The 22,183-nt window shown below is 72.5% G+C and carries 21 protein-coding genes; 8 read left to right on the plus strand and 13 right to left on the minus strand.

The features are described 5' to 3' along the window. Positions 1–170: 170 nt before the first annotated feature. From LZF96_RS20265 to LZF96_RS20290, 6 genes are all read right to left on the minus strand, one after another. On the minus strand, positions 171–1,223 hold the full coding sequence (locus LZF96_RS20265) for a glycoside hydrolase family 11 protein (protein WP_233874749.1): 1,053 nt from the start codon (positions 1,221–1,223) through the stop codon (positions 171–173). 966 nt (positions 1,224–2,189) lie between these two features. Beyond that, positions 2,190–4,505: an NAD-dependent DNA ligase LigA gene (ligA, locus tag LZF96_RS20270; protein WP_308294247.1), complete on the minus strand. Its 2,316-nt coding sequence runs from the start codon at positions 4,503–4,505 to the stop codon at positions 2,190–2,192. A gap of 14 nt (positions 4,506–4,519) precedes the next feature. After that, on the minus strand, positions 4,520–5,482 hold the full coding sequence (locus tag LZF96_RS20275; RefSeq protein ID WP_233874950.1) for a methionine synthase: 963 nt from the start codon (positions 5,480–5,482) through the stop codon (positions 4,520–4,522). A 319-nt stretch (positions 5,483–5,801) separates the two neighbouring features. After that, positions 5,802–6,491, minus strand: a complete 690-nt coding sequence (locus tag LZF96_RS20280) for an SDR family oxidoreductase (protein ID WP_233874752.1) — start codon at positions 6,489–6,491, stop codon at positions 5,802–5,804. A gap of 99 nt (positions 6,492–6,590) precedes the next feature. Beyond that, positions 6,591–7,304 carry a class I SAM-dependent methyltransferase gene (locus tag LZF96_RS20285; protein ID WP_233874755.1) on the minus strand — a complete coding sequence of 238 codons (714 nt, stop codon included), beginning with the start codon at positions 7,302–7,304 and terminating at the stop codon, positions 6,591–6,593. 53 nt (positions 7,305–7,357) lie between these two features. Next, positions 7,358–7,825 carry a hypothetical protein gene (locus LZF96_RS20290; RefSeq protein ID WP_233874759.1) on the minus strand — a complete coding sequence of 156 codons (468 nt, stop codon included), beginning with the start codon at positions 7,823–7,825 and terminating at the stop codon, positions 7,358–7,360. A 189-nt stretch (positions 7,826–8,014) separates the two neighbouring features. Between LZF96_RS20290 and LZF96_RS20295 the strand changes: the two genes are divergently transcribed. Next, entirely contained in the window at positions 8,015–8,821 is an 807-nt protein-coding gene (locus LZF96_RS20295; protein WP_233874762.1) for a carbon-nitrogen hydrolase family protein, read from the plus strand. A 133-nt stretch (positions 8,822–8,954) separates the two neighbouring features. Here LZF96_RS20295 and mnmA read toward each other — a convergent pair whose 3' ends face one another. Continuing rightward, entirely contained in the window at positions 8,955–10,073 is a 1,119-nt protein-coding gene (mnmA, locus tag LZF96_RS20300) for a tRNA 2-thiouridine(34) synthase MnmA (RefSeq protein ID WP_233874765.1), read from the minus strand. Positions 10,074–10,330: 257 nt separating this feature from the next. Next, positions 10,331–11,500: a cysteine desulfurase family protein gene (locus tag LZF96_RS20305; RefSeq protein ID WP_233874768.1), complete on the minus strand. Its 1,170-nt coding sequence runs from the start codon at positions 11,498–11,500 to the stop codon at positions 10,331–10,333. Between the two features lie 71 nt (positions 11,501–11,571). Between LZF96_RS20305 and LZF96_RS20310 the strand changes: the two genes are divergently transcribed. Further along, positions 11,572–12,312, plus strand: coding sequence for an N-acetylmuramoyl-L-alanine amidase (locus LZF96_RS20310; protein WP_233874771.1), 741 nt, complete (start codon positions 11,572–11,574; stop codon positions 12,310–12,312). A gap of 248 nt (positions 12,313–12,560) precedes the next feature. Here LZF96_RS20310 and LZF96_RS20315 read toward each other — a convergent pair whose 3' ends face one another. Further along, complete coding sequence (locus LZF96_RS20315) at positions 12,561–12,926, minus strand: nuclear transport factor 2 family protein (protein WP_233874774.1); 366 nt, start codon at positions 12,924–12,926, stop codon at positions 12,561–12,563. Between the two features lie 510 nt (positions 12,927–13,436). Between LZF96_RS20315 and LZF96_RS20320 the strand changes: the two genes are divergently transcribed. The 4 genes from LZF96_RS20320 (at position 13,437) to LZF96_RS20335 (ending at position 16,271) form a co-directional block, all read left to right on the plus strand. Continuing rightward, complete coding sequence (locus tag LZF96_RS20320) at positions 13,437–14,105, plus strand: HAD family hydrolase (RefSeq protein WP_233874776.1); 669 nt, start codon at positions 13,437–13,439, stop codon at positions 14,103–14,105. Between the two features lie 77 nt (positions 14,106–14,182). Next, positions 14,183–15,370 carry a helix-turn-helix domain-containing protein gene (locus tag LZF96_RS20325; protein WP_233874778.1) on the plus strand — a complete coding sequence of 396 codons (1,188 nt, stop codon included), beginning with the start codon at positions 14,183–14,185 and terminating at the stop codon, positions 15,368–15,370. A gap of 437 nt (positions 15,371–15,807) precedes the next feature. Beyond that, complete coding sequence (locus tag LZF96_RS20330) at positions 15,808–16,056, plus strand: hypothetical protein (protein ID WP_233874780.1); 249 nt, start codon at positions 15,808–15,810, stop codon at positions 16,054–16,056. Positions 16,057–16,091: 35 nt separating this feature from the next. After that, the gene (locus tag LZF96_RS20335) at positions 16,092–16,271 is read left to right on the plus strand and encodes a hypothetical protein (protein ID WP_233874782.1); all 180 of its coding nucleotides are present in this window, start codon (positions 16,092–16,094) and stop codon (positions 16,269–16,271) included. Between the two features lie 199 nt (positions 16,272–16,470). Here LZF96_RS20335 and LZF96_RS20340 read toward each other — a convergent pair whose 3' ends face one another. Then, positions 16,471–16,944, minus strand: coding sequence for a Dps family protein (locus LZF96_RS20340; protein WP_233874784.1), 474 nt, complete (start codon positions 16,942–16,944; stop codon positions 16,471–16,473). 105 nt (positions 16,945–17,049) lie between these two features. Here LZF96_RS20340 and LZF96_RS20345 point away from each other — a divergent pair, with 105 nt between their 5' ends. Then, complete coding sequence (locus LZF96_RS20345) at positions 17,050–17,691, plus strand: GNAT family N-acetyltransferase (protein ID WP_233874786.1); 642 nt, start codon at positions 17,050–17,052, stop codon at positions 17,689–17,691. Between the two features lie 281 nt (positions 17,692–17,972). Here the strand turns inward: LZF96_RS20345 and LZF96_RS20350 are convergent, their stop codons facing one another. From LZF96_RS20350 to LZF96_RS20360, 3 genes are all read right to left on the minus strand, one after another. Continuing rightward, positions 17,973–18,857, minus strand: a complete 885-nt coding sequence (locus tag LZF96_RS20350) for a thioesterase family protein (RefSeq protein ID WP_233874795.1) — start codon at positions 18,855–18,857, stop codon at positions 17,973–17,975. Between the two features lie 281 nt (positions 18,858–19,138). Continuing rightward, the gene (locus LZF96_RS20355) at positions 19,139–19,804 is read right to left on the minus strand and encodes a trimeric intracellular cation channel family protein (protein WP_233874802.1); all 666 of its coding nucleotides are present in this window, start codon (positions 19,802–19,804) and stop codon (positions 19,139–19,141) included. 374 nt (positions 19,805–20,178) lie between these two features. Beyond that, positions 20,179–20,985 carry an enhanced serine sensitivity protein SseB gene (locus tag LZF96_RS20360; RefSeq protein WP_233874804.1) on the minus strand — a complete coding sequence of 269 codons (807 nt, stop codon included), beginning with the start codon at positions 20,983–20,985 and terminating at the stop codon, positions 20,179–20,181. Between the two features lie 334 nt (positions 20,986–21,319). On the opposite strand from LZF96_RS20360, the gene LZF96_RS20365 reads away from it, so the two are divergent. Further along, positions 21,320–22,099, plus strand: coding sequence for a hypothetical protein (locus LZF96_RS20365; RefSeq protein ID WP_233874806.1), 780 nt, complete (start codon positions 21,320–21,322; stop codon positions 22,097–22,099). Positions 22,100–22,183: the final 84 nt, after the last annotated feature.

Consider the following 22,183-nt stretch of genomic DNA (forward strand, 5'->3'; position numbering starts at 1 on the left):
GGGGCGTGGCAGATCCACAGCAGGGCCCGTGTGAGGACGAGGTGGGCGCAGGCCGCCAGAACGCACAGCGGGTTGTCGACGAGGTCCCTCCGGTGGGGGGGCCAGGGGGAGTCGCCGCGCCACGGGTGTTGCCGGTGCGGGTGGTGCGGGTGGTGCGGGTGGTGCGGGTGCTAATTCGTACTACAGGAGACCGTTGGCCAGGTGTGGTTGCCGTTGTGTCTGATGGTGACGCCGAAGTTGTTGCCGTTCCCGTTGGGCCTGGCGGTCATCACCTGTGAACTGGGCCAGTTGGCGCTGACGTTCCAGGTGGCGATGATCGATGCCGGTTGTGGCACGTTCATCGTCACGGTCCAGTTACTGGATCCGGAGACCGAGACGTTGAGGTTGTACCGGTCGTCCCACCGGTCCCCGGCCGACAGCGTCGCGGTGCAGCCGTTGTTCCCGCCGCCACCGGTGTTACCTCCGGTGTTGCCCCCGGTGTTCCCTCCGGTACCGCCGCCGGTGCCGCCCACGGTGATGTTGGAGCTGCCGCTGCTCTGGTAACCCTCGGTCGCCATGATCATGTAATCGTGGTTCCCGAGGGGCATTCCGTTCCGGGCCCACGCGTCGAAGTGGTTACCGGTGGTGATGGTGCCGCCGGTCCGCTTGGACTGCCGGACGCTCCAGTACTGCTTGAAGGTCTGGGTGCCGTCGATCGAGGGGGAGTTGTACCGCGTCGTCTCGTAGATGTCGTAGGTGCCGCCGTCGCTGGTCACCGTGCCCTTGAAGGTGCCGGTGGGCCGGTAGGTGCCCCAGTTGTCGACGATGTAGTACTCCACCAGCGGGTTCCTCGCCCAGCCGTAAAGAGCCAGGTAGGCGTTGCCGGAGGGGTTGAAGGTGCCCGAGTAGTTCACGCTCATCCGGCTGCCGGTGCGCCAGCCCTTGCCGAGCACGAAGTTACCGGTGTTGGTCCACGAGGTGCTGTAGTTGCCGCCGGATCCCATGTTCATGGAGACCGACCCGCCGCCGTCGGTCCAGAACGAGTAGAAGTACCCGCCGTGGGTGCCGGTCTGGTTCGAGTTGATGGGGTTGGCGTGGGCGGAGCCCATCGGGAGCATCACCGTGGCCACCAGCGCGGCGCAGACGCCGGCGATGAGCAGGCGGATACGCCCGTTTCCGCGGATTCTCGACCGTCCGAAACGGCCGCCGATGCGGCGCGTCGGACGGGTGGGGTTGCCGTTCATGTGCGTGCTTCCTCCTTGTGAAGGCCGGTGGAGAAGCCCGGGCGACGTCACACGGAGCCGACGGCGCGTCGGTGCCCGGGGAAGCGGGCACCGTGCGTCGGCATCGCACGACGACAGTGGGGGGTTGCCCGGTCGACACAGGTGCGGCGACCGGTGGATCGGAGCACGGGAAGTGTTCCGAATCGATGACTGTGGGGTGTCTTCGATGGCGTTAGTGTTGAGTCGACTCCGATAGTTGTCAACAGTTCACGGAAATATTTCGAGGATTTCGGCGGGAGTAAAGCCCGACGAGGAGAGCATTCTCGCAGTTCAGAGCGGTTCTAAAGAACGACGCCGAGCCGGAGTGCCCACTGATCCGCCGTCACATGATCGTCAACCGGAACGATGGGCTGGAAATTTTCCGGAAATATTCCGGAGACACTTCGAAGATTTCGACACCTGAATCCACCGCTCCGGGGGAGAGCGATCGGTGCCTTCGGCCGACACGACCCGATGTGTCCGCGAGGGGGCGGTCCGGACATCGGGGAGTGGGGCGCGTCTCCCGACAGGGAGTCGCGCCCCGGAGGACCACCCTCGTCCATACCGACTCCACCGATCGGGCGGGGCGGCGGCCGCCAGGGGAACGGGGCCGATGTCCGGGCCCCGGGCGGGGACCCGGAGGGCTCCGGTGGGAACGGCTCGGCCGCCACCCGCGCCCGGAACCGCCCGGGCCCGGGGCCCGTTCCCGTTCGGGACCCGAAACCGCCCACCGGTCAGCGACGGCCGCTCCCCGTCCCGACCGCCCCGTCCCGAGACGCGCCGTCCCGAGACGCGCCGGGGCGAGACGCGCCGGGGCGAGACGCACCGGGGCGAGACGCGCCGGGGCGAGACGCGCCGGGGCGCCCCCTTCCGTCGGAAAGGGGCGCCCCGGGGTCGGCACGGACCGTCCGTCACCCCGCCATCGGTCACGTCACCGGGCGAGCACGGCTATCCGGCGCCCGCCGTCTCCGCCCCGGGCGCGGGGACCTCCGGCTCGCCGATGGTCGCCACCTCGCGGGCGGCGTCCGGCCCCCGCTCCAGCAGGACCGCGAACCCGTCCTCGTCCAACACCGGCACCTTGGCCTGCACGGCCTTGTCGTACTTCGATCCGGGGTTCTCCCCCACCACCACGAAGCCGGTCTTCTTCGACACCGAGCCGGTCACCTTGGCGCCGAGCCCCTGCAACGCCTCCTTGGCACCGTCCCGGGTCCACCGCGCCAGGGTGCCGGTGACCACGACCGTGACGCCCTCCAGCGGTCGGGGACCGACCTCCTCCCCGCCCTCCTCGGCCATGCGCACCCCGGCGGCCCGCCAGCGCTCGACGATCTCGCGCCGCCACGGCTCGGCGAACCACTCCTTCACCGAGGCGGCCACCGTCGGCCCGACACCCTCGACGGCCGCCAACTCCTCCTCGTCCGCCTCCGCGATGCGGTCGATCGAGCGGAACTCCCGGGCCAGTTCGCGGGCCGCGACCGGCCCGACGTGTCGGATGGACAGCCCGGTGAGGATCCGGTCCAGGGGACTGTCCCGGGCCTTGTCGATGGCCTCCAGCATCCCCAGGGTGTTCTTCTTCGGTTCACCCTCCTTGGTGGCGAAGAAGCTGACCACCTTCGGCTCGCCGGTCTCCGGGTCCCGCTTGGGCAGGCCGGTGTCCATGTCCAGCACGTGGGTGCGGATCGGCAGCAACTCCTCCAACCGCAGGTCGAACAGGCCGCCCTCGTCGCGCAGCGGCGGCTCGGCCGGCTCCAGCGGCTGGGTCAGCGCGGTGGCCGCGACGTACCCGAAGTGGTCGATGTCCAGACATTTGCGTCCCGCCAGGTAGAACAGCCGCTCCCGCAACTGGGCCGGACAGGAGCGGGCGTTGGGACAACGCCGGTCCACATCCCCCTCCTTCATGGCCTGCAGCGGCGTGCCGCACTCGGGACAGTCGACGGGCATGACGAACTCCCGCTCGGTGCCGTCCCGCAGATCGGCGACCGGACCCAGGATCTCGGGGATGACGTCCCCCGCCTTGCGCAGCGCCACCGTGTCACCGATCAGCACACCCTTGGCCTTGACCACGTCCTGGTTGTGCAGGGTGGCGAACTCCACCTCCGAGCCGGCCACGGTCACCGGCTCCACCACCGCGTACGGGGTGACCCGGCCGGTGCGGCCCACGCCGACCCGGATGTCCAGCAGGCGGGTGTTGACCTCCTCCGGCGGGTACTTCCAGGCGATCGCCCAGCGCGGCGCCCGCGAGGTGCTGCCCATCCGGCCCTGGAGCGGGATCTCGTCGACCTTGACGACCACGCCGTCGATCTCGTGCTCCACCGAGTGCCGGTGCTCGCCGTAGTACGCGATGAATTCGCGGACCTCCCGCGGGGTCTCCACCACCCGGGCGGCCCGGGCCGTCGGCAGGCCCCACTCCTTCAGCAGGTCGTAGGCGTGCGAGAGCCGGTCGATGGCGAAGCCCTCGCGGGCGCCGATGCCGTGCACGACCATCTGCAGCGGTCGGCCGGCGGTGACCCGGGGGTCCTTCTGCCGCAGCGAACCGGCCGCCGCGTTGCGCGGGTTGGCGAAGGGCTTCTCGCCGGCCCGCACCAGGCGCTCGTTCAACTCCTGAAAGCGCTCCATGGAGAAGAAGACCTCGCCGCGGATCTCCACCAGCTCCGGGATCCGCTCCCCCTCCAGGCGCAGCGGGATCTCCCCGATGGTGCGGACGTTGGGGGTGATGTCCTCGCCGGTACGGCCGTCGCCCCGGGTGGTGGCCCGGGTCAACCGGCCGTGTTCGTAGGTGAGGTTGACCGCCAGGCCGTCCACCTTCAGCTCGCACAGGTAGTGGTACCGGATGCCCCGCAGCTCCTCGGCCACCCGGTCCGCCCAGGCCGACAGCTCCTCGTCGTCGAAGGCGTTGTCCAGCGACAGCATCCGCTCGCGGTGCTCGACGGAGGTGAACTCGGTCTCGTAGCTGCCGGCCACGCGCTGGGTCGGGGAGTCGGGGGTGCGCAGCTCCGGATACGCCTCCTCCAACTCCTTCAACCCGATCATCAGCGCGTCGAAGGCGGCGTCGCTGATGATCGGGGTCTCCACGTAGTAGCGGAAGCGGTGCTCCTCCACCTGCTCGGCGAGGCGGGCGTGCCGCTCGCGGGCCTCCGGGGGCGTGGCCGCGCCGGCGGCGGCCGCGTCGAGGGAGGACGCACCCGCGTCGGTGGCCGGAGACGCCGCCGCGTCCCCCTCGCTGCCGGGGGTCGGCGGGGTGTCCACTCGGTCTTCGGCACCGGTCACGGTCGGCTCTCCCGTCACTCGGGGTTGTCGGCAAGGGATCGGGCGGCCCGGACGCAGTGGGCGAGCGCGGCCCGGGCGTACGCCGGGGAGGCACCCGCCAGACCACACGCCGGGGTCACCACCACCAACTCCGGAAGGAGCGCCGGTGGCAACCCCGGGTTGCGCCAGAGCGACCTGACTCCCATGACGGTAGCGCCGGGGTCCGACAACTCGGTGGGATCCGCGCCGTCGCCGGGCAGGACACCGATGAAGAGGGTGGTGCCCGCCTCCACGCTCTCCGCCACGGCGTCGTACTCGCGTTCCGTGATCAGGGAGAGGTCGAAGGAGACGCCGTGTGCGCCGGCCCGGCGCAGCAGGGCGAAGGGCACCTCCGGCGCGCAGCTGTGGACGACGACCGGGACCCCGGCCGCGTCGATCACCCGCCGCAGGCCCTCCTCGACCTCCTGCCGATCCACCGCCCGGTGGGTGCGGTACCCGCTGGCGGTCGGCACCCGGCCGGTCAGCACCGACACCACGGAGGGCTCGTCGAGTTGCAGCACGGGGCTCGCGCCCGGGACGCGCCGACGCAGGGTTCCCACCAGCTCCCCCGCGGTCTCGGCCAGCGCGGCGACCAGATCGCGGCGGGCGCCGTGGTCGCCGACCATCGCCTCGCCGTTGCGCCGCTCCAGGGTCGCGGCCAGCGTCCAGGGGCCGACCACCGAGACCTTGAGTGCTCCGGACCACCCCTGGGTGAACTCCTCCAGGGTGTCCAGGTCCTCCGAGAACCGGTCCCGGGCACGGCGCGAGTCGCGACCGGGGCGGTCGGCGATCCGCCAGCCGCTGGGTTCCACCCGGGCGTGCAGGTCGGGCAGCAGGCCGATGGTGCGGCCGAGCATGTCGGCGCCGGGGCCCCGGGCGGGCAGCTCGGGGAGGAACGGCAGCGCGGGAAGGGTCTCCAGCACCATCCGGGCGGTCTCCCGGACGTCCGTGCCCGGCATCGAGCCGATGCCGGTGGCGGCGGCCGAACCCCAGGGACGGGGGTCGAACGACCCCCCGTCCCCGTCGGCGGTGTCGGTGGCGGTGCCCGGTGCGGTCCCGGGTGCGGCGGCGGCGTTCACGAGCCGAGATCCTATGAGGTCGGCGGGGTGTGCCGCCGCCGCGGGGCGGCCCGGCGGGTCGACGGCCCCGCTCGGGCGGGAAGGGGGCCGACGGAGCCGGCCCCGGGACCCGGCGCCCGTCCGGAGGTCGGGTTCGGAAGTTCGGGGGCCGGGGGCGGGTCCGGGTCCGGGGGCGGAGTGCGGGGTCCGGTGACCGGGGTCAGGGTCCGGGGCGCACGCTCAGGTCCAGAACCTCCGCCGGCCGCGGCAGGTCCAGGGCCATCAGGATCGTCTCGGCCACGGCGGTCGGCGGCATCCACTCCCCCGCGTCGTACTCCCGCCCCTCCAGCCGATGCACCCGCTCCTGCATCGGGGTGGCGGTGCGACCGGGGTACACGGAGGTCACCCGCACCCCGTGCTCGCGCTCCTCGGCGCGCAGCGCGTCGGCGAGCGCCTTGAGGCCGTGCTTGCTCGCGGCGTAGGCGGCCCAGTGCGGGTTGGCCCGCAGCCCCGCACCGGAGTTGACGAAGACGACGTGCCCGGCGGCACGACGCAGGGCGGGCAGCAGGAGCCGGGTGATCTCGGCGGGAGAGGTGAGGTTGACGTTCAGGGCCGCCTGCCAGGTCGCGACCCTGAGTTCGGCGATCGGCCTCAGGTCCACGGCACCGGCGCTGTGGATCAGTCCGTCGACCCGGTCGGGCAGTTCCTGCTCGGCCAGCGCCCGTTCCATGCGGTCCGGGTGCGCGAGGTCGCAGGCGAGGGTGCGGGCGCCGGGGAAGCGCTCGCGCAGCTCGTCGGCACGGGCGGTGTCCCGGGCCCAGAGCCACAGCTCGTCACCGCGCTCCACGAGCCGTTCGGTCAGGGTGGCGCCGATGCCGGATCCGGCACCGGTGATCACGTGGGTTGCCATGCCGCCATGGTGTCGCACGGCGCCGATCCCCCGGCGACCGCCCTCCGGAGGAGCACGGGTCACCCACCCGTTCGGCGGCGTCGGTCCGCGCTCCGCCGCTCACGGATCCCCGTCGGCCGGACGTCGGGTGAGGAGGAAACCCTGCCGGCCCGCCCGGGGACCGTCGGTCGGGTCCGGTTCGCGGATCCATCGCGCCTCCTCGGACAGCCCGGCCTCCCCCGTGAGGGCGGCCATCCGGTCGGGGTGCGTCCGGTGCACCTCCAGACGGACCTCGTGGCCGTAGGCCCGCTCCAATCGCCGCACCTCTCCCCCCGCCTCCCCGGAGACCTTGAAGCCGAGCAGCATCCGGCCACCGGGCGCGAGGACCCGCCGGAACTCCGCGAACACCCTGGGCAGGTCGGCCGGCGGGGTGTGGACGGTGGAGTACCAGGCGAGGACCCCGCCGAGGGAGCCGTCCGGAAGACCGGTGTCGGTCATCGAACCCACCTCGAAACGGAGGCCCGGATGCCGGCGGCGGGCGACCGCGATCATGCCCGGCGACAGATCGACGCCGAAGACGTCCACACCGAGGTCGCGCAGGTGGGCGGTGACCCGGCCGGTCCCGCAGCCGAGGTCGGTGACCGGCCCGGGGTCCGCCGCCCGCACGAGGTCGGCGAAGGCGGCGAGCACCGCGCGGTCCAGGGGTTGGCCGGCCAACTGGTCGGCGAGCAGGTCGGCGTACTCCTCGGCGACGGTGTCGTACACCGTCCGCACGGTGGACGGCGGGCCGTCCGGCGCGGCCCCGGCTTCGGTGTTCTCGGTGCTCCCGGTCACACCCGCCGACGTTACCCCCGCCCACCGGCGGGGGCGGCCGGATCCGGCCGGCCTCAGCGCACCAGGGGGGAGGCGCGGGTGACGAATGCCTCGATCGCCTCGCGGGACTCCCGGTCGCGCTCCCGGTGCCCGTCCTCCTCCGTGGCGGTGGAGATCTCCCGCGTGTTGACGTAGGCACGGTCGGCGGCGAGGACGACCTCGGCGTCGACGGTGAGCAGCTTGACCCGGTAGAGGGCCTGGCGGGCGGCCGTCCGCAGGTGGTGGGCCCGGTCCCGGACGGCGATGTACTCCGGGCCCCCGGGGTCGCGCCGACTGCCGTACCACCGGTCGGCCTGGCCCCGTCGGTACTCCTCCACGGCGGCGGCGAAGGCGCTGTAGGTCGCGATGCGCTCCTGACGCAGCGCCTCGGAGCGCGCGAACTCCTCACCGCGCACGGTCGCGCGGCGCTGGAAGTGGTGGGTGACCACCACGCCGAGCAGCGTTCCGACGACCGCCACGACACTGGTCCAGATGGCTTCCACCCGCTCAGGGGATCACAACTCGCCGAATTCAGGCGGGTGTTCGGGTCACCTGCCCGGCGGCACGTATCTCTCCGGCCTCTCCGACACCGCCGACCCGGGGCACCTCGGGGATGGGCTCCGACGGGGATAATGCGGGGGGAGGCCCCGACCCGGACCTCCCCGATCCGCCGACCACCATCCGGGAGCACCATGCGCATCGCGCTCGCCCAGACGCTGTCCGGCACCGACCCCGCCGGGAACCTCGCGCTGCTCGCCGAACGGGCCGAGGAGGCCGAGGAGGCGGGTGCGCGGCTCCTCGTGCTTCCCGAGGCCGCCATGGTGCGTTTCGGCGTCCCGCTCGAACCGGTCGCCGAACCGCTGGACGGCCCCTGGGCCGACGGTGTGCGGAAGGTCGCCGAACGCACCGGGCTGCTGATCGTGGCGGGGATGTTCACCCCCACCCCCGACGGTCGGGTGCGCAACACCCTGCTGATCACCGGCGCCGGGGTGGACACCCGGTACGACAAGCTGCACCTCTACGACGCCTTCGGCTTCCGGGAGTCCGACCGCGTGGCGCCCGGCGACCACACGGTGGTCGTGGAGGTGGACGGCCTGCGGATCGGCTTCGCCACCTGCTACGACATCCGGTTCCCCGAACTGTTCCGGAAGTTGGCGGGGGACGGGGCCCAACTGATCGTGGTCCCCGCCTCCTGGGGCGCGGGGACGGGCAAGGTCGAGCAGTGGGAGGTGCTGGCCCGCGCCCGGGCCCTGGACAGCGGGTGCTGGGTGACCGCCTGCGACCAGGCCGACCCGCTCTCCGTCGGCGCGGAGACGGGGCGGGCGCCCACCGGGGTGGGGCACAGCCTCGTCGTGGATCCGTTCGGCGCCGTGCACGCCCGGCTGGGTGCCGAACCGGGCCTGCTGGTCACCGACATCGACCCGGACCGGGTGACCGCCGCCCGGGAGGCGATCGGTGTGCTCGCCAACGCCCGGCTGCCGCTGCCCGACGGGAGGTGAGGAGCGGCGCCCCGAGGGCCCCGACCCGGCCGCCGCCCGGCGACCGGGTCCCCGACGGGACGGGGCGGGGTCCCCGTGCGGCACGACCGCACGCGCACGCCGGCGGCCCCGGGTCCCGCCCGGGCCGGCGGCCTCAGCCGGCGGCGGCCCGGGCGCGGGTGGTGGTCGCGATGGTTCCCGAGCCGACGACCCGGGCCCCGTCGTACAGGACGACGGCCTGCCCCGGCGCCACACCGCGCACCGGCCGCTCGAACCGCACCCGCAGTTCCCCGTCCACCGGTTCGGCGGTGACCGGCACCTCCTCGCCGTGGGCCCGCAGCTGGGCGGTGTAGGCGCCCGGCCCGCTCGGCGGGGTGCCGCACCAGCGCGGACGGATCGCCGTCAGCTCGGCGATCTCCAGCGCCTCCGCGGGACCGACGGTGACGGTGTTGTTCACCGGGGAGATGTCCAGCACGTACCGGGGGCGGCCGTCGGGGGCGGGCCGGCCGATGCGCAGCCCCTTGCGCTGACCGACGGTGAAGCCGGTGGCACCGTCGTGGGAGCCGACCCGGTTGCCGTCCTCGTCGAGGATGTCGCCCTCGGCGGTGCCCAGGCGGTTCGCGAGGAAACCCCGGGTGTCGCCGTCGGCGATGAAGCAGATGTCGTGGCTGTCGGGCTTGGCCGCGACGGCCAGACCGCGCCGCTCGGCCTCGGCGCGGATCTCGTCCTTGGTGGTGAGGGTGTCCCCGAGCGGGAACAGGGCGTGCGCGAGCTGCCGCTCGTCCAGCACGCCGAGCACGTAGGACTGGTCCTTGGCCTGGTCGGAGGCACGGTGCAGTTCACGGCGCCCGTCGACGCCGGTGACGATCGTGGCGTAGTGACCGGTGCACACCGCGTCGAAGCCCAGGGCGAGGGCCTTGTCGAGCAGGGCCGCGAACTTGATCTTCTCGTTGCAGCGCAGGCAGGGGTTGGGGGTGCGGCCGGCGCGGTATTCGGCCACGAAGTCGTCCACCACCTCGGCGCGGAACCGCTCGGCCATGTCCCAGATGTAGAAGGGGATGCCGATGACATCGGCGGCCCGGCGGGCGTCTCGGGAGTCCTCGATCGTGCAGCAGCCCCGGGCACCGGTGCGGAAGGACTGGGGGTTCGCGGAGAGCGCGAGGTGCACACCGGTGACGTCGTGCCCGGCCTCGGCGGCCCGGGCGGCGGCGACGGCGGAGTCCACGCCGCCGGACATGGCGGCGAGCACGCGCAGACGGGGGGCTGGGGTCATCACGCCCTCCAGGGTACGGGCCCGGCGTGCCCGCCCCGGCGGGGCGGTGGCGGCTCCGTCCCCGGGTGGCCGGCGCGGGTCCGGCCCGACGGATGCCGACCGGTGCCGGCCGCGGCTGTTCGGCACGACAACGGTGGGAGACGACCGGTCGGGCCCGGGACCGCGCCGTCCGGCGCCCCCGGCCCGGCACGGTGCGATCCGACACCGTCCGGCGCCCCCGGCCCGGCCGGGCGGACGACCGGAGTCGCACCCGACCGTCAGGACAGGCCGGCGCCCCGGGCACGTTCGACGGCCGGGCCGATCGCCTCGGCGAGCGCCTTGACATCCTCCCGGACCGAGGTGTGCCCCAGGGAGAAGCGCAACGTGCCGCGCGCCAGCTCCCGGTCGGCGCCGGTGGCCAGCACGACGTGGCTGGGCTGGGCGATGCCGGCGGTGCAGGCGGAGCCGGTGGAACACTCGATACCAGCGGCGTCCAGCAGGAGCAGCAGGGAGTCGCCCTCGCATCCGGGAAAGGCGAAGTGCGCGTTGGCCGGGAGGCGGCCGGCCGGGTCGGGGTCCCCACCGAGCACGGCGTCGGGCACGGCGGCGCGCACGGCGTCGATCAGCTCGTCCCGCAGCGCGCCGATGTCCCGCGCGAAGTCGGCGCGACGGGCCACGGCCAGGTCGGCGGCGACCGCGAACCCGGCCGCGGCCGGGACGTCGAGGGTGCCGGAGCGCACGTCGCGCTCCTGGCCACCCCCGTGCAGCACGGGGGTGGGGGTCCAGTCGCGGCCCAGCACCAGGGCCCCGACACCGGGCGGCCCACCGATCTTGTGCCCGGAGACGGTGAGCGCGGCGACGCCGGAGGCGGCGAAGTCAACCGGAATCTGTCCGACCGCCTGCACGGCGTCGGAGTGCAGCGGGATGCCGTGCTCGGCGGCGATCGCGGCCGGCTCGGCGATCGGCTGGATGGTGCCGATCTCGTTGTTGGCCCACATGACGGTGATCAACGCCACGTCGTCGGGGTTCCGCCCGATCGCCTCGCGCAGCGCGTCGGGGTGCACCCGGCCCACGGCGTCCACGGGCAGCCACTCCACGACGGCGCCCTCGTGGTCGGCGAGCCAGTGCACGGGATCGAGGACGGCGTGGTGCTCCACCGGGCTGGCGAGCACGCGGACGCGGCGCGGGTCGGCGTCCCGGCGGGCCCAGTACAGGCCCTTGACCGCCAGGTTGTCGGCCTCGGTGCCGCCGGCGGTGAAGACCACCTCGCCGGGGCGGGCGCCGAGGGCGGCGGCGATGCGTTCGCGCGCCTCCTCGACCGTGCGCCGGGCCCGCCGGCCGGCGGCGTGCAGCGCGGATGCGTTGCCGACCAGCGCCAGCTGTTCGGTCATCGCGGCGATGGCCTCGGGCAGCATGGGGGTGGTGGCGGCGTGGTCGAGATACGGCATGGTGATGCCGATTCTACGTTCCGGAACGGAACCGTCCGCCTGCCGACGGCGTTCTTCCAGCCGGAGGAGAAATGAACTGGACCGGTCAGGACCCCACGCGGAACCCGTACGGCGGCGGAGCGGGTGACCCGCGCCCCGACGGCACGCGCGGGGACGACCCGGCGGCCGGCGAACACCGACCGCCGGCCGGGCCGAGCCGGCGCGGACTGCTGATCGGCGGCGCCGCCGTGGTGGCCGGGGCGGGCGCGGCCTACGCGGGCCGTGAGGAGCTGGGCCGCCTGTGGTGGCGGTACTCGGGGCGGCTGGAACCGCGTGTGGAGGGCGAGGTGGACCACCCGGGCGCCGAGTGGATCCCCGCCGCGAGCGCGAACTACCGGCGGGCCAACCGGCCGCGCGACTACCCCATCGACCGGGTGGTGATCCACATGCCGGAGGCCACCTACCCGATCACGCTGCGGGTCTTCCAGGACTCCTCGCACCGTGCGGCGACGCACTACGTGCTGCGCTCGGAGGACGGCCACGTGGCGCAACTGGCGCGGGAGTTGGACGTGGCCTTCCACACCGGAGACCGGCCGTTCAACGAGCGCAGCGTCGGCATCGAACACGAGGGCTGGGCGGACCAACCGGAGTACCTGACCGAGGAGATGTACGCCTCGTCGGCGCGGCTGGTGGCCGGGATATGCGATCGGTACGAGATCCCCCGCGACCGCGAGCACATCGTCGGCCACAACGAGATACCCGGTATCGCCCGCGTCTGCCCGGGCCCGCACTGGGACTGGGACCGCTACATCGCCATGGTCCGCGAGGTCTGATCGCGGAGGACGGTGGGTCGGCGAAGTCCTCGGAACCCGACACGAGCCGGCTCCGCGAAAAGCGATCCACCACCGATCCGATCGCGAACGGGCGAACCCGGGACGGAACCCACTGCCGGGTCACAGGCTTCGAGAGGGCGGCCATGTGTCGGTCCCGGAACGGGATCCGGGTCGGGCGTCCTCGGCGCCGACACAACCCCGAACCCGCGTGACCGGAACCGTGCCGCGTGGCCTGTCCGGCTCTCGCGTTACTGCTCGTCCCACGCCTGGATCAGGGTGTGGTCGGTGATCCTGCCGTCGCGCAACCTCATCATCGACTGGCCGAGGACCCGGGTTCCGTCCGAGTACTCGCAGGACTCGCTGAAAGCCGCGCGATCGCCCTGGACGACGCACTCCTCCAACTTGTGCGTCATGTCGCGGCTGTACACGTCGTCGAGCATGGCGGCGATCTCGTCGCGTCCGTGCAGCACCCTCGGGTGGCTGGGTTGCGCGGTGTGATCCACGACGCGCAGTTCGGCGTCCTCGGCGTAGAGCGACAGGAGGGTGTTCGGATCGCCTTCGACGCCCCGACGCAATGTCTCGGCGTCGAAGGGTGAACGTGTCGCGGTACCCATGGTGACCTCCTTCGTGAACCGCGACCCACGGGGGCGCGGGCCGCGGAGGGCCTCTCCTACGACTTTACTCCGGCCGGCCGGGCGGGCAGCCGGGCAGTCGCACCCGAGGAGTGAGCATCCGGGGCGAGGGAGGACACCGGCACAACACCGCGAAGGCCCGAACACGACCGGTGCGGCGGAATCCGGTGATCCCCCTGCCACTCGTGCGGTCGGTGGGAGTGGGGCGATCGGAACCTCACCCCTCGCCGGCTATGGTGTCGACGTGCCGGCCGCCTGAACAGGCATGTGGGGGCGGGGTTTCCTGCCTCTCACCGGAAGGAATCGACTCCACCTTGCGCGATCGGTGATCACATGAAGTGGAGTTCATGCGTATGTCCGGGCCCATCCGCGCCGGGCCCGCACGAGGACTGCGACGCCGCGCACCCGAGGGTGACCAGGGACGAACGGAAGGTCCGGGTCCGAGGCCCCAGCCGGGGCGGTGCCGCCCATTCACCGGAGTACCCTGCCCGCATGATTCGTGCCGTGGCCCTGGACGTGGGGGAAACCCTCATCCGTGACGATCGATACTGGTCGTCCTGGGCCGATTGGCTCGGTGTACCCCGGCACACCCTCTCCGCTCTGGTCGGTGCGGTGGTCGCGCAGGGCAGGGACAACTCCGACGCGGTACGTCTGCTGCGGCCCGACATCGACCCGACCGCCGAATACACGGCGCGGGAAACCGCCGGGCGAGGGGAGTACCTGGACGAGAGCGATGTGTACGAGGATGTCCGCCCGGCGCTGACCGCCATGCGTCGGGCCGGGATTCGAGTGGTGGTCGCCGGGAACCAGACGGTACGGGCAGGTGAGCTGCTGCGCGGCCTCGCCCTTCCGGCGGATGTGGTGGCGACCTCCGGGGAGTGGGGTGTGGCGAAGCCGGATCCCGGGTTCTTCCGGAAAGTGGTGGATCTGGCGGGGGTAAGGAGTCCGGGACAGGTGCTGTACGTGGGCGACCACCCCGCCAACGACATTCATCCGGCACGAGAGGCAGGCCTGTTGACGGCCCATCTGCGGCGGGGGCCGTGGGGGCACCTGTGGGCCGACGACCCAGCCGTACGAACTGCGGCCGACTGGTCCGTCGACTCCCTGCACGACCTGATCCCCCTGATCTCGAATACCGAAGGCCGTCCCTCTCTCCGCTGAAAGAACGGTTCACCGCTTCCGGACACACAGCCACTTCGGTTCGATACCATTCGGACACTCCCCCCTCGGAGGTCCGCATGGCGGGTTCGGAACGTTCCCCAAGAATTGGCGAACGCATTGCATATCATCGTCGTATCGCCCGGTTGACCCAGCAACGCCTCGCTGACACCTCGGGCATCGCGCTGGGCACCATTCGCAAAATCGAACGCGGAGAGCGAGGTGCTTCCGAATCCACGCTGGATCGCATCGCCGATGCCCTCCACATCGATCCGGTTCACCTGCACGGCACACCCGAACGCGGTGAAACCCGCGTGCATCACGCCATGCGCCAATTGTCCGGGATCCTGGCCTGCCACGAGGACCCGGACGACAGAGCATTCGACTCACCATCAGCGCTGAGGGCGAGAGTCGAAAAAATGACCGCCCATCGTCTCGCAGCTCGATACACTCCGATCTCGAGGCAAGCCCCTGAACTATTGGAAGAGCTCTTCCGTGCTTTTCACACCTCTTCTCACGGTGATCGAAAATCGACAGGAAAGCTACTCGTCATGGCCCTGAGGTCCGCCGACGCAGTTGCCTACAAGCACCGGGCACTGGACCTCTCGGCCAGATTGATCGATACGATGCGGTGGACTGCGGACCGAGTGGGGGACCCACTACTGGCCGGCATGGTCGCGTATGTACGCACCGAAACCTTTTTCGCGACCGAGACCCACACAGCCGGTTTGCGGGCTCTGGAACGGGCCATCGATCTCTCACCGTCTCCCACGACGGCCGACTCCACCGCGTCCCTGGGAGCCCTCCATATGCGTGCGGCCGTCATCGCCGGACGTTCAAGGAATTCGACCGCCGCAGGGGCACATATCAGCGAAGCTCGCGAACTCGCCGATCGCGTCCCGGAAGGAGTCTACAACGGTACGGCCTTCGGTCCTCACAGTCTGCGTATCCACGAGATCTCACTCGCGGTCTCCCTCGGGGACGGACACGCCCACCGGGCTCTCGAAATCTCCCGGGAGTGGCGCCCACCCTCCGGAACCCTTCCGGAACGACATTCCTCTTTCCATATCGAACTGGCCCGCGCTCAACTGTGGGCGGGCCGACCCGGAGAGGCATTTGATTCCTTGAAGGCAGCACGCCGAGTTGCCCCCCAGCACACTCGAGAGCACCCCTGGGTCCGGGAGGATGTGGCCACTTTGCGCAGACTGCGACGCGGCAGCGCGGAGGAACTGACCCGCTTCGCCACATGGTGCGAAGCCGGTGGATAGCCTGCCGCTACCCCGGAGTGGGGTACTTGTGGCATCGTGCCGGGGCCATCCTCCCAGGAGTCGGTTCCCACGACCACCGGAGGTCACGACATGGGTATTTCAAGGAAAGTTTTCACGCCTCGCAGTGATCGGAGCCTCGATGCCACGCCCCACCCGAACAGCCTCACACCCGGCATCGAGGATTCTTCGACACCTTTGGAAAAGACACTTGAAGGGGATGCTCGTGTGATTCCCGACCCCTGCGAGACGGCACGAATTTTTCATCCGAACATCCCGCATCTCCCGCCACCCCTCCCCATGCCCGGCACACGACCGGTGCGGGCGCTGGTCCGCTGTGGCGGATGTGGCGAACTGACCCGCGACGGACGGCGAGTCCCGGGAGCCGGCACGGAAATGCCAACGTGGATCTGCCCGGAGTGCGTGAAGGAACACAAGCGATGAGGCGCACGACGCTCCGGTTCCGGGAGTACACGATCGAGCCGGATCGGGAGCCGGACGCGGAGGCGATCGGCTTCGCCGGGGAGTGCGCGGTATGCGGGGAGCGCGGTCCCGTGGGTGGACCGGTACAGCACGGGGAGACGGTGATCTCGTGGATGCTCGATCATCTGCGGCGGCACCCGGAGCACCTGTCCTACCGGGAGATCATCACCCGCCCCTACCGGGCCGTCCCCGGGCGGTGGCGATGAGCGCCCCGGCGAGCCTTCCGGAATGGATGGAGACGGTGACGATCACCCGCGCCACCGTCCGCGTCGAGGACCGGGTGGTGGTCGGCGGGGTGCCGATGCGGGTGGTGGACGTGGTGCGGACCCTCACCGGTGTCCGGTTGGACCTGGAAGAGGGCGAGCGCCTGTGGCTGACCGCCCGCACCCGACTGACCGGCTTTCGCGAACCCGGCGACTGAGCGCCCGCCATCCGTCGGACCCACGAGGCCCCGGGACCGCTCGCAGGAGTGGTCCCGGGGCCCTCGACCGTTCCGGATTCTTTCCGATCGGCTGCGGAATTCCGGGGATTTTCCGTCCCGTCCCGACACGTCTCGTCACGCGGTGACACGTCTCGACACGACTGTTTTGGCAGGTCAGCGGCGCTACGAGCCTCTGACCTCAGCTGCCGTCCTCGGCCTGGAACATCCAGTGGTGCTTCTCGAGGGCGGCGGTGATCTGGATGATCAGGTCCTCGGTGACCGGGTCGGCCTTGCCGACCGCCCCCATCCGCTCCCGCATCCGGGTGACGACGGAGGCCAGGGCGTCGACCAGGTGGGCGACGGCGTCGGTGTCCCTCTGCCAGCCCTCGGGGGCGGTGGCGATGCCCGTGCTCTTGGCCACCGTGGCGGCGCGGCCGTCGGGGGCGATGCCCAGGGCGGCGGCCCGCTCGGCGACGGTGTCGGAGTAGGTGCGGGCGGTGGCCACGACCTCGTCGAGCTGGAGGTGGACGGTGCGGAACCGGGGGCCGACGACGTTCCAGTGGGTCTGCTTGGCGACCAGGGACAGGTCCACCAGGTCCACCAGGGCGCCCTGGAGCGCCTCGCCGACGACCTTGAGCGCCTCGTCCGGGAGCGTGCTCTTCACGGCATACATGCTGGAGCCCTTTCGTCCGGTTTGAGAGCTTCCACCGGCCAGGCTAGCGCCGATGCGCCGGTCCCGCCGGGGGTCGGGGTGCCCCTACCCCGGACAATGGGCCCCATGGGTACTTCGCGCCACACGATCCGACTCGCGGGGGCCGCCGACCTGGCGGACATCTGTCGGATGGTGAACCACTGGATCGCCACCTCCCACGTCAACTTCCGCACCGAACCGCAGGAGGTCGGCGAGTGGCTGTCCCTGTGGGAGGCCGGACACGAGCGGTATCCGTGGTTGGTGGCGGTGGAGACCGACCCGCCGAGCACCGACGTGCCGGCCGCCGGGGAGGCGGCCGAACGGGTGGTGGCGGCCTGTTACGCCGTGCCGTGGAGTCCGCGCGGGGCCTACGGCTGGACGGCCGAGTCGGTGATCTACCTGCGCCCCGAGGCGCGGGGCACGGGACTGGGCCGTCGGCTGTACGACCTGCTGCTGACGATGCTGGAGGCGCAGGGCTTCCGGGCCGTGCACGCGGGGGTGGCGCAGCCGAACCCGGGCAGTGACGCCCTGCACCGGGGGGCGGGTTTCGAGCCGGTGGGCGTCTTCACCGGCGCGGGGTTCAAGAACGGCGAGTGGCGCGACGTGGCCTACTGGCGTCGCACGCTCGGACCGGGGACGAGCGAACCGCCGGGGGAGTTGCGCCCGGTGGCAAAGGTGGCCGCCGACCTCGGCGTGCCCGGGCCGCCCACACCTCCGGGCCGGGGCTGACGCGCCGACCGATGTCCGCGGAACGACTCGGGGCGGATCCCGGTGGGGCCCTCGGATCCATCTCGAGTGCGAACGGTTCGCCCCCGATCACGGGGTTCGACCGGTGGATGTTCCGTGACCGGTGGCGGCACCCCGGGCACGGCTACGGCTACCGGGACCCGGGAGACATCGGAAGGTGCCGGGGCCCGGCCGCGTGGTCGACACGGCCGGGCCCTCGTGGTGTCGGCGCGCACGGCGCCGGGGTCCGGCGGGCGATCGGCCCCCGGAGATCTCGACGCTCCTCAGCCGCGCGGGGCGCGGGCGAGCTGACGGGACTGGGCGACCAGGCGGCCGGCGGAGTCCCAGACCTCGCCGTCCTCCTCCAGCAGGCCACCGGCGAGGTTGCGGGTGGTGAGGGCGACGCGCACCGGCCCGGGGGCGGGCAGGGCACGGACGTGGGTGGTCAGCTCGATGGTGGGCACCCAACCGGAGAGGCCGAGGTCGAAGACGGCCGGGGGCAGGGCGTCGCCGACCATCAGGAGCGCCAGGGGGTCGATCGGGCGGCCGTCGGCGAAGGCGAACCAGCCGCGCATACCCGCGCGCCCGGAGGGCGCTCCCACGGCCCAGCCGGCGCAGTCGGGGGCGAGGCGACCGGCGAGGCGGTGCACGATCGGGGTGTCCCGCAGGAACTCCGGCGGCGCGAGGTCCATACCGACGCAGTCCTCGTAGTCGGGGATGTCCGGCATCACGGCCGTGGTGCGGACCTCGTCGGGACCGGCTGCGAGGTCGATGTGGGTGGCCAGGACCCGCAGCCGTTCGACCTCCGTACCGTCGGCGGCGGTCTGCGTCAGGGTGGCGGTGCCGGTGGAGAGGGTGCGGCCCTCGCGGACGGTCTCCACCCGGATCACGGCCGGACCGGGGCGGGGGGCGGTGAGGTAGTGGGCGGTGACGGTCGCCGGGTGCGGGTGCGGCAGCGTCTCGACGAGGGCGCGGCCGACCAGGGCTTTGAGGTAGCCGCCGTTGACGGCGCCGAAGACGGACCAGCCGTCGGCGATCACGGTCTCGAACTCGCCGGGGACGCGCAGCCGGACGGCGGTGTCCCGGTCGAACTCGGAGGGGGGTGCGGGGTGGGCGTCGGGCGTCGCGGTACCGGTGGTCGGTTCGCTCGCTCGGGTCGTCTCGGCCATGGGGGCAGCCTACCCGGCATTACTACTAAGCGGTAGCTCAGTCATGGGTGACGGTCCCGGGCACAGCTCGAAGCTCCCCCCGGGCACCTCGGCCGAGCCACCCGGAGTTCCGGGCGCGTCCACCCGGGTTCGCCGCCGGGACGGGGTTTCCGACGGGGTGCCCTGCGCCCGGTGCCGGACGGGGGGCGCGGCTCCCGACCTCGGGAACGGGTGGTCGGTGGGCGCCCGGCGCCCGTACCGCCGGCGTCGCCGGTGCCGGTCGGTGTCCGCACCGGTGCCGGTCACAGCCGGTCGGTGTCACCCTCGGTGGCCGCACTGCGCCGGTGCCAGGCACGCGGGGCCCGCCAGTTGTACCGCAGCGCCAGCAGTCGCAGCACGAAGGGCACCAGCACCGACAGCGCCATCGTGACATCGCTCAGCGCGTCGTACCGCAGCAGCAGTGCCACCGCGGAGGCCCCCACGATCGCCGGCACCGCGTAGATCTCCCGATCCCAGCGCAGCAGGGCGGGCACCTCGTTGGCCAGCACGTCCCGCAGCACGCCCCCGCCGGCGGCGGTGGCCAGCCCCAGCGCGGCGGCGGCGACCGTGCCCAGCCCGTACTCGTGTGCCTTGATGGTCCCCACCACGCAGAAGAAGCCGAGGCCCGCGGCGTCGAAGACCAACACCGCGCGGTTGATCCGCTCCACCTGCGGATGCAGGAAGATCACCAGCACGGTCACCACCAACGGGGTGAGGAAGTACCCCATGTCGGTGAAGGCCGCCGGGGGCACCGCCCCGATCACCAGGTCGCGGAAGAGGCCGCCGCCCAAACCGGTGGCGAAGGCGAGGACCGCCATGCCGAAGACGTCGAAGTTCTTGCGCACCGCCAGCAGCGCGCCGGAGATCGCGAAGACGGCGATGCCGGCGAGGTCGAGCCACTGCTGGAGGTCGGGGGTCAGGGGGTTCACCGGGGCATTCTCCGGCACCACCGCCCGAGCGCCGTCGGCGGGGGCGAACCGGGCGCCCCACCCCGGGTCGGACGAACCGGACCGGGCCGGGTTCGGCACCGGGTCCGGTCAGCGGGACCCGGTCCACCGTTCCGGTGACGGGCCCGCCGCACCCCGCCCCGGAGTGGGGCGTCGGGCCGGGGAGGGCCGCACGGGTACCGGTCCGGGGCGGGCGGGCGGGGAAGCGGGCACGACCCCGCCGGGAGCCGTTCGGGCCGCGGCTCGGGACGGCCGGACCCGGGGGTCGACCGCGTCGCCCCTCCCGTATCACCGGTTCGGATCCCACCGACCCCGGGGCCGGCGCGGCGCCGGCGCCCTGCTCCGCACGTCCCCGATCAGGCACCGCGCCACCAGAACGGCGTCACGCACTGCCGCATCCAGTGCACCAGCGGGTCGTCCGCCGTGTCCATGAGCAGCAGTTGCACCGGCCACCGCACGGGCACCCGGGCCAGCGCGACCCCCAGCGCCTCCCCGACGGCCGCCGCGACCTCCGGGGGAACCGGTCCCTGCGGACCGCCGAGCACCGTCGGCTCCAGCTCCACTCCCACGCACAACGAGGGCGGGCCGCCCTCGGCGCTGGCCAGGCCGCGCCGGGCGGTGCGCACCGCCGGGATCTCGGACAGTTCGCCCGCCGCCGCGGCGAGGAAGTCGACCGGCTCCTCCTTCCAGTCCGGCTCGAAGAGCCGCATCCGGGCCCCGCTGGGCCGGCCCGGCACCCGCTCGCCCGGGGTGTCCCGGCACAGCTCGGCCACCGCCGCCGGCGGCAGCGGCGCGCCGATGGTGCCACCGGGGTTGATCACGACTCCGGCCTGCGGCGGCAGGCCGCGGGCGAACTCGATCGCCGGGGCCACCGCGAAGGAGAGGTGGGAACCGGCGCCCCTCATGAACTGTTCGGCGGAGCTGAAGACCGGCACGTAGACGCCGCCGTTGATCTCCAGGGTGGGCAGGTTCAGATGCGGGGAGGTGGGCCCGCCACCCTCGGGCAGCGGCACCCACAACGAGCTGCGGGCGATCGCCGTCAGTATCCGTTCCCCGGCGTCCGGCACACCGACCGAGGCGGCCAGCACCTCTTCCAGTTCGTTGCTCGGCCAGGAGGTGCCCGAGGCCCCCGGCGCGGTCGGCAGACCCGTCTGTCCCGTCATGAACGCAGACCCTAGACGAGTCACGGCCTCCGTGGGCACGGGGTCCGCCTCCGGGGTCGGACGGGACGCCGCGCGGAGTCGGATCACCCCTTCGACCACGTACGGCTACGGAGAGGTTGCGGAACGCAGCCGGCGCTTCAAGGCTGAACGGTGTGCGGGAGGTCGTCCGCCGCTCCGGAGCGGTTCGACGTCCGACCGCCCCGGGCGCGCGCCACGGGACGTCGGGGATCACGACCGCCCGGTGACCCGTTCCGTGCCGCGGGGCGTCCCGCACCGCCGTCCGCCACGCCCGCACATCGATCCCGCCGCGCGCAGCGGCCCTCCTGGAGACCCCATGCGCACACCCCGTGTCCATCCGATCCTCGCCACCGCTCTCGCCGCGGGCACCGCCGGCGCCCTGCTGCTGGGCACCACCGGTCCCGCCTCCGCCGTCACCGCCCCCGACATCCCGCTCTCCCCGGGGCTCTCCGCCGAGCGCGCGGGGGTCGGCACGTATCCGGCGGCCTTCGCCGCCGTGGTCCCCGCCCTGGCGGAGGAGGACGGGGTCACGGACGCCGAATCGCGCGTCCTGCCCGTCCCCGACATCGCCGACGCGCTGGAGCGGCTCACCTCCCTGACAAACTCGATCATGGAGTTGGTGGCCGCCCTGCCGGACACCTCCGAGACGGAGACGATCGGGTCCGTCGAGCCCGGCGATGCCACCGAGCCCGGCGCGGAGGTCGAGCCGGTGCTCGAGGACTCCGTGGACGAGCTGCTGACCGATCTGCTGACGGAGATCGACGATTTCGTGGCGGCGCTGCTCTCCGGTCTGCTGCCGAACTTCCCCATCGACGGCATCGGGGGCATCGACGACACGGAGGGCATCGACGGCGGGGGCCTCGACGAGGACTTCCCCATCGAGCCGATCGTCCCCTCCGAGGGGGCCGGGGCGGGCGACGAGGGGCAGGCCGGCGACCTGAACTCCCTCGGCAACCTGATCGACCTGCTGGAGACCACCGTCGACGGGACGGCCGACCCGATGATGAACCCGGCGGCGGCCGGCGCGGACCGCACGGCGAAGATCGCGCCGTTCCTGCGGCCCGCCCTTCCGGTGGCCGAGATCCGCGAACCCTGAGTCCGCGGACCCGGGTCCCGCGAACCCTGAGTCCGCGGGGCCCGGGTGGGCTCTCCTCTCCCCGTCGGGGCCCGCTCCAGCGGG

This window comes from Streptomyces sp. ST2-7A, assembly GCF_021390475.1.
Taxonomy (GTDB): Bacteria; Actinomycetota; Actinomycetes; order Streptomycetales; family Streptomycetaceae; genus Streptomyces.

Excerpts from the sequence above, each read along its gene's own strand:
- LZF96_RS20265 (WP_233874749.1), bottom strand. The coding sequence starts at position 1,223 with ATGAACGGCAACCCCACCCGTCCGACGCGCCGCATCGGCGGCCGTTTC.
- LZF96_RS20275 (WP_233874950.1), bottom strand. The coding sequence starts at position 5,482 with ATGCCGGGCACGGACGTCCGGGAGACCGCCCGGATGGTGCTGGAGACC.
- LZF96_RS20280 (WP_233874752.1), bottom strand. The coding sequence starts at position 6,491 with ATGGCAACCCACGTGATCACCGGTGCCGGATCCGGCATCGGCGCCACC.
- LZF96_RS20295 (WP_233874762.1), top strand. The coding sequence starts at position 8,015 with ATGCGCATCGCGCTCGCCCAGACGCTGTCCGGCACCGACCCCGCCGGG.
- mnmA (WP_233874765.1), bottom strand. The coding sequence starts at position 10,073 with ATGACCCCAGCCCCCCGTCTGCGCGTGCTCGCCGCCATGTCCGGCGGC.
- LZF96_RS20305 (WP_233874768.1), bottom strand. The coding sequence starts at position 11,500 with ATGCCGTATCTCGACCACGCCGCCACCACCCCCATGCTGCCCGAGGCC.
- LZF96_RS20310 (WP_233874771.1), top strand. The coding sequence starts at position 11,572 with ATGAACTGGACCGGTCAGGACCCCACGCGGAACCCGTACGGCGGCGGA.
- LZF96_RS20315 (WP_233874774.1), bottom strand. The coding sequence starts at position 12,926 with ATGGGTACCGCGACACGTTCACCCTTCGACGCCGAGACATTGCGTCGG.
- LZF96_RS20320 (WP_233874776.1), top strand. The coding sequence starts at position 13,437 with ATGATTCGTGCCGTGGCCCTGGACGTGGGGGAAACCCTCATCCGTGAC.
- LZF96_RS20325 (WP_233874778.1), top strand. The coding sequence starts at position 14,183 with ATGGCGGGTTCGGAACGTTCCCCAAGAATTGGCGAACGCATTGCATAT.
- LZF96_RS20330 (WP_233874780.1), top strand. The coding sequence starts at position 15,808 with ATGAGGCGCACGACGCTCCGGTTCCGGGAGTACACGATCGAGCCGGAT.
- LZF96_RS20340 (WP_233874784.1), bottom strand. The coding sequence starts at position 16,944 with ATGTATGCCGTGAAGAGCACGCTCCCGGACGAGGCGCTCAAGGTCGTC.
- LZF96_RS20345 (WP_233874786.1), top strand. The coding sequence starts at position 17,050 with ATGGGTACTTCGCGCCACACGATCCGACTCGCGGGGGCCGCCGACCTG.
- LZF96_RS20350 (WP_233874795.1), bottom strand. The coding sequence starts at position 18,857 with ATGGCCGAGACGACCCGAGCGAGCGAACCGACCACCGGTACCGCGACG.
- LZF96_RS20360 (WP_233874804.1), bottom strand. The coding sequence starts at position 20,985 with ATGACGGGACAGACGGGTCTGCCGACCGCGCCGGGGGCCTCGGGCACC.
- LZF96_RS20365 (WP_233874806.1), top strand. The coding sequence starts at position 21,320 with ATGCGCACACCCCGTGTCCATCCGATCCTCGCCACCGCTCTCGCCGCG.